This is a genomic window from Trabulsiella odontotermitis (assembly GCF_001188485.1).
Lineage (GTDB): Bacteria > Pseudomonadota > Gammaproteobacteria > Enterobacterales > Enterobacteriaceae > Trabulsiella > Trabulsiella odontotermitis_A.
Genome location: NZ_JNGH01000105.1, coordinates 49085 through 61735, shown reverse-complemented (window position 1 = coordinate 61735; position 12651 = coordinate 49085). Strand labels below are relative to the sequence as shown.

Sequence of the window (12651 nt, the reverse complement as noted above, 5' to 3'; positions counted from 1 at the left end):
GCAGTAATGACAGACCCACCGGAAGGTGATAAATTGTGCACCTAAAATAAATACATTTGATTCACTTATGTTTCTCCATGCCTCTTATTTGCATGGTGTTTTTTTTCATCTTTGGCGCCATGGATTTTTTAATATTCAGATTAATAAACGATATATCCTATGACAGCACAAGCCTGGAAATCTCTGCGCACAAAAAAATATCAGCTCTCCCTGCGGTTATTTCTTTTTCTTAATTTATGTTCAGCTTTCTTTTCATTGCTGAACCCGCTCTACAGCGTCTACAGCAGCACCCTGCCCGTGGTGTTTCTCGCTGCGGGCAGCGGCTTGTTATTGTTATGGCACTGGCGTTTTCCGCAAAAGAAAATAAACATCTTATTCATTTCTTTAGCATTTGGTTGTTTATGGGCGTGGCATGTTGGTATAAAAACCCTCGAGCTTCCGAGCAATAATACCAGCTATGTCATGATCGCGTTATTAACGATTCTCTTTATTGGAACCATTTCTTTTTCTAATAACATCAGGGCATTTACGTTAAACGCGTTGCCGATCGTGATAACCTGCCTGGCGGTCACCCATGGTGAGCAATGGGTACGTATGCTCTACTGTTTTGCCCTGCCGCTGGTGGGCGTCTCCATCCACTACATCATTCAGAAGCGTAACGACACCTTTGCTCAGGAACTGATGTTCCAGCTTATAGCCGAACGCGAAACGTTGAACGATCTCAGCATGCTTGATCCCCTGACCGGACTGTACAATCGCCGCGGATTGCAACACCGTCTGGATACGCAGCTGGCGCTGAACACAGAAGATCACTACGTGATGCTGCTCGATATCGATCACTTTAAAGCTTACAACGATCACTACGGCCATATGATGGGCGATAAAGCACTGATCCGCGTGTCCGCCGCCATCCGCAACGCCGTACGTTCTCGCGACATTGTCGCCCGCTATGGTGGTGAAGAATTTATGGTCGTGTTGCCGCAAAGCGATGCCCAGAGTGCAATGCGCACCGCTGAGCGGATCCGCCAGCAGGTGTACGATCTGAAAATCCCGCACATGTTTAATGAAAGCGTGGCAACTAACGTGACGATCAGCATCGGTATCGCGCCGCTGATTACCGACAACGTCGAGCTCGCGCTGGAAAAAGCCGACCGGGCGCTGTACGAAGCCAAGCACATGGGTCGCAACAATATACTTACCAGCGAAGCACTCCAGCCGGCGTGACGGCCCCCGTCACGCCATAGCGATAAAAACCTTGCGATTGTTTTTATCTATAGCTAGGATTGGCAATCATTATCATTTAGATTTGTATCCAGCAATCCTATGGCATTTCGTTCCGCAACGCTCGCAGCTGACATCATCTGGCGAACACCGCTTCCTTCACCGGAAAGCACGTTGGCGGCGTCGGTTCGGGCAAAAATCACGGAACTGCGCCCGCATCTGCTGGATTTCATTCGTCTTGATGAAACGCCTCCGCATCGGACGAAAACGCTGGCGCAGTGGACTCGCCCCAACGAGTTGAGTTCTCTGCTTGCCACTTATTCCGATCATATTTACCGTAACCAGCCGACGCTGATCCGCGAAAACAAGCCCCTGATTTCGCTGTGGGCGCAGTGGTACATCGGTCTGCTGGTACCGCCGCTGATGCTGGCGCTGTTAACCGAAACGCAAACCATCGCGCTCTCCCCGGAACATTTCCACGTTGAATTTCATGAGACCGGCCGCGCCGCCTGTTTCTGGATCGATGTACATCACGATCGTTTCACCAGCCAGCTGTCCCCCGCCGATCGCATGGAGACGCTGATCACGCGCGCGCTGATGCCCATCGTTGATGCACTCGAAGCGACCGGTGAAATTAACGCGAAGCTTATCTGGAGCAATACCGGTTATTTGATCCACTGGTATCTGGGTGAGATGAAAACGCTGTTGGGCGAGGAATTGCTCGATACGCTACGCCATCGCTGCTTCTTTGAAAAACAGCTTTCCGACGGGCAGGATAACCCGCTGTGGCGTACCGTGGTGCCGCGCGACGGCCTGCTGGTTCGCCGCACCTGCTGCCAGCGTTACCGCCTGCCGGATGTCCAGCAGTGCGGTGACTGCACGCTGAAATAATCAAAACACCCGGCAGCCATCCCGCCACCGGGCATCGCATTATGCCGCCTGTTCGTTCTCTTCAGCAGAACGCTGTGCTTCGGCGTCTTCCTGCGCCAGCAGCTGTTTCTCATAAACCTTGAAGAACGGGTAGTAGATCACCGCAGACACGAAAGCCAGAATCACCACCAGAATCGCCGCACGGAAATCCCAGCCTAATGCCCACGCACCGCCAATCGGCGCCGGTGCCGTCCAGGGCACCACCGAAATCACCCGGCCAATCAGATCCAGCTTCATCGCGGCCCAGGCAATGATGGCGTTGATCGTGGGTGCCAGCAGGAACGGAATAAAGAACACCGGGTTCATGACAATCGGCGTACCGAAAATAACCGGCTCGTTGATGTTGAAAATGCTCGGCACCACGCTCAGACGACCGATGGAACGCAAATGCACCGAGCGGCTGCGCAGATAGCAGATCACCAGCCCCATTGTTGCGCCAGAGCCCCCGACCACGATGAAGAAAGTCCAGAATGCTTCCATAAAGATGTGCGGTAGCGGCGCGCCCTGCGCCAGCGCGGTCTGGTTCATGCCGAGGTTGGTGAGCCAGAACATCTGCAGCATCCCGGAAACTATTGCCGCTCCGTGAATGCCCGCAAACCACAACAGGTGACCAATCAATACCGCCAGTAAAATCGCCGGCAGCGAATCCGCCGCCGCCACCAATGGTTTGAAGATCGCCATAATCGCCTGTGGGATCAGCATGCCGAACTGGCTCTGAATCAGCAGACTTAACGGATACAACGTGACCACCACCACCAGCACCGGGATCAGCAGATCAAACGAGTTTTTGATCATCGGTGGCACCTGGTCCGGCAGGCGAATGCCGATATTGCGCATGCGCAGGAAGCGCATCATTTCCACGCAATAGACCGCCACCAGAATCGCGGTGAAAATCCCCGTACCGCCGAGACTGTCTACCGGCAGCGTGCCGTTGGTTTTCGGTGCGGCCACCAGCAAAAACGCCATAATCGACAACATGGCGCACATGAACGGATCGAGCTGATGCGCCTTTTCATAATGCTTGCCCAGGTTGTAGGCAATGGCGGCGCAAATATAGATGGACATGATCCCCATCGTCATATCGAACGGCGTGAGAATGCGCCCTTCATATTCTTTCGCCAGATCCAGCCAGGCGCGGGCGAAACCCCAGGTCGTGTCCGGGGAAAATGGCGGGTAGGCAAAGACCAGGAGGAATGAACCAACAATCATAAACGGCATGGCGGAAATAAAGCCGTCGCGGATCGCCATCACATGACGCTGAGACGAAATACGACCGGCGATGGGGCTGACGTAATTTTCAACAAAGCGGAATATCAGATTAAACGCAGCATGGTTAGCAGACATAGCAGCTCTCCTGACAGGCCATAGGCAGTAGCACAGCGATTAATAGTTTATTGCCATGCGGTGAACTGCCTGGCACGCCGGATAACCCGGCGGTAATGCTCAGTAGGTTTCGTTTCATACACGGCTCTAATTATGTGATACAGAGGAAGTTACAAATTCAGTATTAATCGCCACGACGCTGACTGCAACCGGTTACTGTAACCGGTTGCAGTGAATGTGAAGAGGATCGAGAAATCGACATGTTATCGAATTATTAAGATGGATATTTACAGCGACTATCCGCTTGTGTCAGATTTGCGCTAACTTTTTTTGGAGATAAAAACGTGAGTTTGCAGTCGGTAAAGCAATTCTTTGCTGAACACGCCCCCGAAATTGAAATTATCGAGCTCAACCAAAGTACCGCCACTGTCGCGCTCGCCGCGGCAGCCCATAACGTTGCCCCAGGCCAGATTGCCAAAACGCTTTCATTGAAAGTGAAAGATCAGGTGATCCTGGTGGTCGCAAAAGGCGATGCCCGGCTGGATAATAAAAAACTGAAAAATACCTTCGGCGCGAAGGCCCGCATGCTGAGCAGCGACGAGGTCGTTACTTCCACCGGGCATCCGGTTGGCGGCGTCTGCCCTTTCGGCCTGGAGACGCCACTCGCGGTGTATTGCGATGTGTCGCTCAAACAATATCAGGAAGTGCTGCCCGCGGCGGGTGGGATCCACAGCGCGGTGCGCATTTCGCCAGAGCGCATGGCGGAACTGACGCACGCCACCTGGATTGACGTCTGCCTGTAAACAGACCGACCGTTAAAGTTTAACCGCCAGATCGGGTGGGGCACTCGCGTTGCTGGCGGGTAAATGCATCAGGATATCCGCCGCGCTCAGCAGCCCCATATCGGAATTCACCCCCAGCTTCGCCATCGCATTAAATTTATGCGCGCGGATCGTCTTAATATTGCGCGCTAATTGCGTGGCGATTTCCGGCATCGAATAGCCGTATGTCATATAGCGCAGAATGGCGAGCTCCGTCGGGCTAAGACAGCCGTTGTGGCTCATCACCCACTGGTTGATTCCGTCGGCGCTCTCCTGTCGCGTGCCGTTGAGCAACGCGAGCAGCCGCTCGCTGAGCCAGGCCACCGACTCTGATTTGCTCAAAATACCGTGCAGTCCGGAAGGGGAAAGATGACGAATCAGCAGCGCTTCGTCGTCATTATTCGTCAGCACAATGCGCTTTGTGTCAGGGTATAACTGCGACACGGCGTTCAGGCACAGCAAACTTTCCTGTCGCAGTTCCCGCCCTCCGGAGAGCGAGTAAATAACGGCCCAAAACGGCTGCCGTGCCAGCGCGGCATTGAGGGCCTGAACATCGCGAAAAAGATGGACAACGTAACGGTCATCGGATGACTGCTGGAATAAATGGCTCAGACCCGCTTCCGTTAATGTACAGCGTTCTACGATAGCGACATGTCGCTGGTGTGTATCGTTTTCCATTCTTCCTGTTCTCCATAAACAGCGAATAAATTCAGCTCTTTCATTCCTCGCGAGCTGTTAATCCATGCGTACATTTCAGCATTGCTGCGCAGGGCCAGACGACGCATGGCGCTATTTTTCTGTGCGCTGATAGTTTTGTTGCTTTTCTTCAGCAAAGAGGCGATTTGATTGATACACCACCCTTTTGCCAGCAGACGCAACACCTTGCGCTCAGAAATGGTCAGGACGTCCTGATCGTCATCATCGTGAGCATCTGACTCCGCCGGGCAGAGCAGCGTCTGGCTGATGCGTTCCGCCGAGGCCAGCCCGGACCGAAAGACCCGCGCCAGCTGTTCTACAGGCTCCGCATCGGACAGCAGCGTGGTCTCCGGGCGCAGCAGATATTCCACCGCGAAAGGGTAGCAGGCGCGCGACACCAGAAAAACCCAATGGATGTCCCGATATTGGGAAATCAACGAATAATATTGTACGCACAGACTGCGCGCCTGATGGCTGTCGCCAGTCAGTTCAACCACCACCAGCGTCGCGCGCCGCAGCTGCAGCAGCGTGAGTTCCTCGTGTGATCCACAGTACGTCATTTCATAGTCGGGTAAGCTGTCACGAATAATGCCGTGCAACCCCACCTGAACGACGGGTGATTTACTAATAATGATTCCGTAATTGCAGCATCCCGCTCGCATAAAATCTCCGCCTCCCGCAAACTTTTTGAAACATTCAGGACATATCGCCAGAAAAGAAGGACAATTCATTGCCCAACGCAGGCAATGAATCATTTATTTAGTGAATAAATAAAATAACAGCGGAATCTCATAGAGAATCGCCCAGGCACTATCTCACATCGACAATAAAAAATTAATCGTGTACGGATTAGAAAATATAAAAACAATAATTAGTAAAATTAAATATCTTTATTTGTCAGGCAATTCTCAGCAGAGATATATTAAGGGAACACGTACTCGATCGGACAAGTGGCTCCGACGTGGCGAAAAAGGCGTTTTTTGCACATTATTTGATCTCAACCAGAAGCCCGTCGGTGGCGCTTCAGGTAAAAGTAATCCATTGCGCGCGACTCTCTTGCGCGCCTGACGGCAGAGTGATTGATGGAAGTTGAGCAAAGTGAACAGCGACAGGTCACGCGCTTGTGTATTCAGTGCGGCCTTTTTTTATTGCAGCACGGTGCGGAAAGCGCGCTGGTTGAAGAACTTTCCACCCGCCTGGGATTGGCGCTGGGGATGGACAGCGTGGAGAGCGCCATTTCCGCCAATGCCATCGTTTTAGCCACCATTAAAGACGGGCACTGTCTGACCTCGACCCGCAAAAACACTGATCGCGGCATTAACATGCATGTGGTGACCGAGGTACAGCATATCGTCATCATGGCCGAGCATAACCTGCTGGACTATAAAGACGTTGAAAAACGCTTTGCGAACATTCGCCCGCTGCGCTACCCCAACTGGCTGGTGGTGTTGATGGTCGGTCTCTCCTGCGCCTGCTTCTGCAAGCTGAACAACGGCGGCTGGGATGGCGCGGTCATTACGTTCTGCGCCAGCACCGTCGCAATGTATGTGCGTAAACTGCTGACGCAGCATTCCATTCATCCGCAAATTAGTTTCTGTATCACCGCCTTTGTTGCGACCACTGTTTCAGGGCTACTGCTACGGCTACCGCTTTTTACGAACACCCCGACGATTGCCATGGCGGCGAGCGTGCTGCTACTCGTTCCCGGTTTTCCGCTGATTAATGCCGTGGCGGACATGTTCAAAGGGCATATCAATACCGGTCTGGCGCGCTGGGCGATTGCCAGTCTGCTGACGCTCGCGACCTGTATTGGCGTAGTCATGGCGATGACATTATGGGGGCTTCCGGGATGGGCATAATCGATTTTCTGCTCGCGCTGGCGCAGGACATCGTGCTGTCGGCGATCCCCGCCGTCGGCTTTGCGCTGGTATTCAACGTGCCGCAACGCGCCCTGCCCTGGTGTGCGCTGCTGGGGGCGATTGGTCACAGCTCGCGCATGATCATGATGACCGCCGGGTTTAATATCGAATGGTCCACATTTGTTTCGTCAATGCTGGTCGGCAGCATCGGCATTCAGTGGTCCCGCTGGTATCTCGCGCATCCGAAAATTTTCACTGTCGCCGCGGTGATCCCGATGTTCCCCGGCATCTCTGCCTATACCGCGATGGTGTCGGCGGTGAAGATCAGCCACTTTGGCTATTCACCGGAATTAATGGAACTTCTGATCAGTAATTTTCTGAAAGCCTCATCCATCGTCGGTGCCCTGTCTATCGGGCTTTCCGTGCCAGGACTGTGGCTTTATCGTAAGCGTCCGCGCGTCTGACCGGCAGCAGCATTCCACACAGGGACTATTATTGAATGTTAACAATCCATAAAAATGGGATCGACTTTCTGTTCAACATGCAATGAGGAACCTGCTATGTCATTAGAAAAAGTGGTCTATACCGCCAAAGCCAAAGCCACCGGAGGACGTGATGGTCGTGCTGTCTCCTCTGACGGCGTGTTAGACGTGAAGCTGGGCGTGCCGAAAGAGATGGGCGGCGCCGGCGGTGAAGTCACCAACCCGGAACAGCTGTTTGCGGCGGGCTATTCCGCCTGCTTCCTCGGGGCGATGAAATTCGTCGCCGGACGCGACAAAATCACCCTGCCAAAAGACGCGTTTATTGAAGGCGAAGTGGGCATCGGGCCGCTGCCAACCGGCTTTGGCATCGAGGCTAAACTCAACATTCATCTGCCGGGCATGGACGAAGCCGAAGCGAAAAAACTGGTGGATGCCGCGCATATCGTCTGCCCGTACTCTAACGCCACCCGCAACAACATTGACGTCACCCTGAATATCATCGCCTGATGATATCCCCGTCACCCTCTCGCACAGAGAGGGTGTGCCGGTTCCCCTCCTCTCTGTGCTACTATGTGCCAGAATCAGTTGCGGACTCTCCGCGTCTTCTCCGTTATCTTTCTGTGTTGAGATGGTGATATGACTTCTCGTATTTTGACTTCCGAGGTCATCGGTATTGACGCCTTAGTGGACAATCACGCCACGATACTGGCACAGGCTGAAGGCGGCGCCGTGGCGGTTTTCGCCAATAACGCCCCCGCGTTTTATGCGCTGACGCCTGCGCGTCTGGCGGAGCTGCTGGCACTGGAAGAAAAACTGGCGCGCCCTGGTAGCGACGTTGCGCTTGATGCGCAGCTGTTTGCCGAACCGGCGCCCGTGCCGGTTGCCGTGCCGATGGGGAAATTCGCCATGTATCCCGACTGGCGTCCTGATGAAGACTTCCCGCGCCTCGCCGCCCTGTGGGGTATCGCGCTGAACGCCCCGGCCACGCCGGAAGAGCTGGCGTCGTTTATTGCCTACTGGCAGGCGGAAGGGAAAGTGTTTCACCACGTACAATGGCAGCAGAAGCTGGCCCGCAGTATTCAAATCGGCCGCGCCAGCAACGGTGGACAACCGCCGCGCGACAACAGCATGATGTCCGAGCCGGATAAATCGATTCCGTTTGGATTCAGGGGAGCAAAATGAAAAACCTTGGCGACTTGATGAAACGCCTGCAAAAGGTGATGCCAGCGCACATCGAACCCGCGTTTAAAACCGGGGAAGAGCTGATCGCCTGGCAGAAAGCGCAGGGTGAAATCCGCTCGGCAGCCATTGCGCGTGAAAACCGGGCGATGAAAATGCAGCGCACGTTTAACCGTTCCGGTATTCGCCCACTGCATCAGAACTGCTCCTTCGATAATTATTCGGTCGAGTGCCAGGGGCAGCTTGATGCGCTGAATCAGGCGCGCCAGTATGTCGAAGAATTTGACGGCAACATCGCCAGCTTTATCTTTTCCGGCAAGCCCGGCACCGGCAAAAACCACCTTGCGGCGGCTATCTGCAACGAACTGCTGCTGCGCGGAAAATCGGTGCTGATCATTACCGTTGCCGACATCATGTCCGCAATGAAAGGCACTTTTGGCAATCGCGACATCAGTGAAGAACAGCTGTTGAGCGATCTCAGCAATGTGGATCTGCTGGTGATCGACGAGATCGGCATGCAGAACGAATCCCGTTATGAGCAGGTGATCATCAACCAGATCGTCGATCGTCGTTCCTCCTCCAAACGCCCCACCGGCATGCTGAGCAACCACAACGCTAACGAAATGACGCGCCTGCTCGGCGAGCGCGTCATGGATCGCATGCGTCTCGGCAACAGCCTGTTTGTTATATTCGACTGGCCGACGTTCCGCCCACGCGTTACCGGCAAAGAGTATTAAAAACCACGCGTCCGGGTCGCACTGCATCCGGTCGCGTTACTTTTCGCAAATTTCCTTTTCTGTTTCCCGCCATGCCGGGTGTGAGCCCGATCAAAAAAGTCCGTTTCTAAACCAATTCTGAACCACAGCACAATTCGATGACAGTAAAATTGCACTAAGGTGACGGTGCAATTAAAGTGGAATTCGGAAAATTGTGCTGATTGGCCAGCGTGCGGCTGGCGCTATTGAGGGTGCGTTGTGTCAGAGTTGTTATCCATCGCTCTTTTTCTTGCCTCCGTGGTCATTTACGCCTGGAAAGCGGGGCGTAACCGCTGGTGGTTTGCCGCCACCCTGACCGTGCTCGGTCTGTTCGTGGTGCTTAACATCACGCTTTACGCCAGCGATTATTTTACCGGCGACGGCATCAACGACGCCGTACTCTACACCCTCACCAACAGCCTGACCGGCGCGGGCGTCAGTAAATATATTCTGCCTGGCGCCGGGCTGGTGATCGCGCTGGTGCTGGTCTTTGGCGCGCTCGGCTGGGTGCTCCGTCGCCGTCGCCATCTCCCCCACCATTTTGGCTACAGCCTGGCGGCACTGCTGCTGGCGCTGGCATCCGTTGACGCCAGCCCGGCGTTTCATCAGCTCAGCGAGCTGGTGAAATCACAGTCCCGCGAAGGCGATCCGGATTTTGCCGTGTACTACAAAGAGCCGGCGAAAACGATCCCCCATCCGAAGCTCAACCTGGTCTACCTCTACGCGGAAAGTCTCGAGCGTACGTATTTCGATAACAACGCGTTCCCGGATCTGGCGCCGGAGCTGAATAAACAGAAAGACGACAGCCTCGATTTCAGCCACACCGCGCAATTACCGGGCACCGATTACACCATCGCCGGCATGGTCGCGTCGCAGTGCGGCATTCCGCTGTTCGCGCCGTTCGAGGGCAACGCCTCAGCCTCAGTTTCCAGCTTTTTCCCACAGAATATCTGCCTTGGCGATATCCTGAAGAACTCCGGTTATGAAAACTATTTCGTGCAGGGCGCGAATCTGCGCTTCGCCGGGAAAGACGTGTTCCTGAAATCTCACGGCTTCGACCACCTGTACGGCGCGGAAGAGCTGAAAACGGTGGTTGACGACCCGAACTACCGCAATGACTGGGGTTTCTACGACGACACCGTGCTGGACGAAACCTGGAAGAAATTCGACGAACTTTCTCGCGCGGGCAAGCGTTTCTCGCTGTTCGCGTTGACGGTCGATACGCACCATCCGGACGGTTTTATCTCGCGCACCTGCCAGCGTAAGCGCTACGACATCAACGGCAAAGCCAATCAGTCTTTCAGCGCCGTCAGCTGTAGCCAGGAGCACATTGCTGCGCTGATCGAAAAGATCAAAGCCTCGCCATATTTCAAAAACACGGTGATCGTTGTGTCGTCGGATCACCTGGCGATGAAAAACACCGCCTGGGATCAGCTCAGCAAGCAGGATCGCAACAATCTGTTCTTCGTGATTCGCGGCGACCAGCCACAGCAGGACGTGGTGGGCGTGAAGCGTAGCACCATGGATAACGGCGCAACCGTGCTTGATATCCTCGGCGGCGACAACTTTATCGGCCTCGGGCGCAGCAGCCTGTCCGGTCAGTCGCTGTCGGAAGTGTTCCTGAACATGAAAGAGAAAGTGCTGGCGTGGAAACCGGACATCATCCGCCTGTGGAATTTCCCGAAAGAGATGAAAGACTTCACCGTCGATGCCGACAAAGGCATGATCACCTTCTCCGGCAGCCATTTCCGTCTGCCGCTGCTGCTGCGCGTCTCCGATTCCCGCGTTGAGCCGCTACCGGAAAGCGAATACTCCGCGCCACTGCGCTTCCAGCTGGCGGATTTCGCGCCGCGCGATAACTTCGTCTGGATCGATCGCTGCTATAAGATGGGTCAGTTGTGGGCATCGGAGATGGCGCTCTCCACCGACTGGTGCGTCTCGCAGGGGCAACTGGGCGGCGAGCAGAAAGTCCAACACGTCGACAAAGCGCAGTGGAAAGGCAAAACCGCGTTTAAAGATACCGTGATCGACATGACGCGTTACAAAGGCAACGTCGATACACTGAAAATTGTCGATGACAACATCCGCTATAAAGCCGACAGCTTTGTCTTCAACGTGGCGGGCGCGCCGGAAGAGGTGAAGCAGTTCAGCGGCATTTCGCGCCCGGAACTGTGGGGCCGCTGGTCTAACGCACAGCTCGGCGATGATGTGAAAATTGAGTACAACGAACCGTTGCCGGAAAAATTCGATCTGGTGATCACCGCGAAAGCGTTCGGGCCGAACGCCAACAAGCCGATTCCGGTGCGCGTTGGCGACAGCGAGCAGATGCTCACGCTCAGCAACACGCTTTCGACCACCACGCTGCACTTTGACAACCCGTCACGCAGCAACCTGCTGCAGATTGTGCCGCCGGATCCGCAATCCACCAACGAGGGCAATATCCTCGGCCATTCGCCGCGCAAGCTGGGCATCGGGATGGTGGAAATTAAAGTGGTGAAAACCGAAGGGTAAAACGAGGGGAGCGCAGGCTCCCCTTTTTTCATATCAGCGCCGCCCGCATTTCATACTGACTGATTGGCATGGTCATGTACCCCGCAGAGGCAAACAGCGTAGTAAACGACTCCGGTACCGAGACCACCGACGCCAGCGCCGGGAACTGCTGATTCAGCGCGCGCAACATTTCACGCCCCTGACCGCGATGGCGCAGCTCCGGTGCGACATAAATCATCCGCAGCTGCGGTTTATTCGCCAGAAACGAGACCACCGCATACGCCTGCTGATGAACAAACGCGCGGCACGGCAGGGTGATGAACGTCGCCGGATCCATCAGCCACGGTAATCGTTCTTTCGACGCCGACATCAGCGTGCGCACCAGCGGCATCACCGCCGTTTCCTGCAGCGACCGCGTGGTCGCCTGCCCCGGCTGCATACCCTGATAGCCGAACAGCCCCTGCGTGATGGTAAAACCGAGCGACTGATACAGCGCCACGCCGGGCTGGTTGTCGCTGATCACCTCCAGCCACATCTCCTGCACGCCGTCGTTACCCAGTGCCTCCATCAGCGGTGCCAGCAGTTTTTTGCCCAGGCCTTTGCCGCGATACGCCGGGCGAATGGCAAACGCCGCCAGCCGAGCCGACTGTCCGCGACGGGTAATGATCGCCACCGCCACGGGGTTATCGCCGTCCATCCAGACGCAGGAATCCATCAGGCTGAGCCCTTCCGCGCCAAAGCGCTGAGCAAACACCGAAACCGACATCAAAACCGGAACACTGTAACCTTCGAAACAGTCATTCAGCATGGCGGTAAGCTGTTCGCAGCTAAAACGGGTCGCGGGTACGACGGTAAATGGCATAGAATTCTCCTTAATTCACAATGAACAGGCTTA

General features: G+C 54.8%; 13 protein-coding genes. 9 read left to right on the top strand and 4 right to left on the bottom strand.

Going from position 1 to position 12651, the window contains the following annotated elements; translation table 11 throughout:
- Positions 1–159 precede the first annotated feature (159 nt).
- Entirely contained in the window at positions 160–1224 is a 1065-nt protein-coding gene (locus GM30_RS17960) for a GGDEF domain-containing protein (RefSeq protein ID WP_049849745.1), read from the top strand.
- Between the two features lie 99 nt (positions 1225–1323).
- Positions 1324–2112: a siderophore-iron reductase FhuF gene (gene fhuF, locus GM30_RS17955; RefSeq protein ID WP_049849744.1), complete on the top strand. Its 789-nt coding sequence runs from the start codon at positions 1324–1326 to the stop codon at positions 2110–2112.
- A 39-nt stretch (positions 2113–2151) separates the two neighbouring features.
- Here fhuF and GM30_RS17950 read toward each other — a convergent pair whose 3' ends face one another.
- Positions 2152–3495, bottom strand: coding sequence for a PTS sugar transporter subunit IIC (locus GM30_RS17950; protein ID WP_049849743.1), 1344 nt, complete (start codon positions 3493–3495; stop codon positions 2152–2154).
- 323 nt (positions 3496–3818) lie between these two features.
- On the opposite strand from GM30_RS17950, the gene GM30_RS17945 reads away from it, so the two are divergent.
- A complete protein-coding gene (locus GM30_RS17945; protein WP_049849742.1) occupies positions 3819–4277 on the top strand; it encodes a YbaK/EbsC family protein in 459 nt (152 codons plus the stop codon).
- A gap of 12 nt (positions 4278–4289) precedes the next feature.
- Here GM30_RS17945 and bglJ read toward each other — a convergent pair whose 3' ends face one another.
- Positions 4290–4973 carry a DNA-binding transcriptional activator BglJ gene (gene bglJ / locus GM30_RS17940; RefSeq protein WP_049849741.1) on the bottom strand — a complete coding sequence of 228 codons (684 nt, stop codon included), beginning with the start codon at positions 4971–4973 and terminating at the stop codon, positions 4290–4292.
- Positions 4934–5653, bottom strand: a complete 720-nt coding sequence (locus tag GM30_RS17935) for a helix-turn-helix domain-containing protein (protein ID WP_049849740.1) — start codon at positions 5651–5653, stop codon at positions 4934–4936. The genes bglJ and GM30_RS17935 overlap by 40 nt, the downstream gene beginning before the upstream one ends.
- A gap of 420 nt (positions 5654–6073) precedes the next feature.
- On the opposite strand from GM30_RS17935, the gene GM30_RS17930 reads away from it, so the two are divergent.
- The 6 genes from GM30_RS17930 (at position 6074) to opgB (ending at position 11777) form a co-directional block, all read left to right on the top strand.
- Positions 6074–6850, top strand: coding sequence for a threonine/serine exporter family protein (locus GM30_RS17930; protein WP_049849739.1), 777 nt, complete (start codon positions 6074–6076; stop codon positions 6848–6850).
- Positions 6841–7314, top strand: coding sequence for a threonine/serine exporter (locus tag GM30_RS17925; protein WP_049849738.1), 474 nt, complete (start codon positions 6841–6843; stop codon positions 7312–7314). Before GM30_RS17930 ends, GM30_RS17925 begins: the two co-directional genes overlap by 10 nt.
- Before the next feature lie 96 nt (positions 7315–7410).
- The gene (locus tag GM30_RS17920; RefSeq protein ID WP_049849737.1) at positions 7411–7839 is read left to right on the top strand and encodes an organic hydroperoxide resistance protein; all 429 of its coding nucleotides are present in this window, start codon (positions 7411–7413) and stop codon (positions 7837–7839) included.
- A 129-nt stretch (positions 7840–7968) separates the two neighbouring features.
- On the top strand, positions 7969–8514 hold the full coding sequence (gene dnaT, locus GM30_RS17915; protein WP_049849736.1) for a primosomal protein DnaT: 546 nt from the start codon (positions 7969–7971) through the stop codon (positions 8512–8514).
- Positions 8511–9248 (top strand): replicative helicase loader DnaC, encoded by a 738-nt coding sequence (dnaC, locus tag GM30_RS17910; protein WP_049849735.1) that lies wholly within the window; start codon positions 8511–8513, stop codon positions 9246–9248. Before dnaT ends, dnaC begins: the two co-directional genes overlap by 4 nt.
- Before the next feature lie 237 nt (positions 9249–9485).
- On the top strand, positions 9486–11777 hold the full coding sequence (opgB, locus tag GM30_RS17905; RefSeq protein ID WP_049849734.1) for a phosphatidylglycerol--membrane-oligosaccharide glycerophosphotransferase: 2292 nt from the start codon (positions 9486–9488) through the stop codon (positions 11775–11777).
- A gap of 28 nt (positions 11778–11805) precedes the next feature.
- Here opgB and GM30_RS17900 read toward each other — a convergent pair whose 3' ends face one another.
- A complete protein-coding gene (locus tag GM30_RS17900; protein ID WP_049849733.1) occupies positions 11806–12618 on the bottom strand; it encodes a GNAT family N-acetyltransferase in 813 nt (270 codons plus the stop codon).
- Positions 12619–12651 lie beyond the last annotated feature (33 nt).

Excerpts from the sequence above, each read along its gene's own strand:
- fhuF (WP_049849744.1), top strand. The coding sequence starts at position 1,324 with ATGGCATTTCGTTCCGCAACGCTCGCAGCTGACATCATCTGGCGAACA.
- GM30_RS17930 (WP_049849739.1), top strand. The coding sequence starts at position 6,074 with ATGGAAGTTGAGCAAAGTGAACAGCGACAGGTCACGCGCTTGTGTATT.
- dnaC (WP_049849735.1), top strand. The coding sequence starts at position 8,511 with ATGAAAAACCTTGGCGACTTGATGAAACGCCTGCAAAAGGTGATGCCA.
- bglJ (WP_049849741.1), bottom strand. The coding sequence starts at position 4,973 with ATGGAAAACGATACACACCAGCGACATGTCGCTATCGTAGAACGCTGT.
- GM30_RS17900 (WP_049849733.1), bottom strand. The coding sequence starts at position 12,618 with ATGCCATTTACCGTCGTACCCGCGACCCGTTTTAGCTGCGAACAGCTT.
- GM30_RS17960 (WP_049849745.1), top strand. The coding sequence starts at position 160 with ATGACAGCACAAGCCTGGAAATCTCTGCGCACAAAAAAATATCAGCTC.
- GM30_RS17950 (WP_049849743.1), bottom strand. The coding sequence starts at position 3,495 with ATGTCTGCTAACCATGCTGCGTTTAATCTGATATTCCGCTTTGTTGAA.
- GM30_RS17935 (WP_049849740.1), bottom strand. The coding sequence starts at position 5,653 with ATGCGAGCGGGATGCTGCAATTACGGAATCATTATTAGTAAATCACCC.
- GM30_RS17920 (WP_049849737.1), top strand. The coding sequence starts at position 7,411 with ATGTCATTAGAAAAAGTGGTCTATACCGCCAAAGCCAAAGCCACCGGA.
- GM30_RS17925 (WP_049849738.1), top strand. The coding sequence starts at position 6,841 with ATGGGCATAATCGATTTTCTGCTCGCGCTGGCGCAGGACATCGTGCTG.
- dnaT (WP_049849736.1), top strand. The coding sequence starts at position 7,969 with ATGACTTCTCGTATTTTGACTTCCGAGGTCATCGGTATTGACGCCTTA.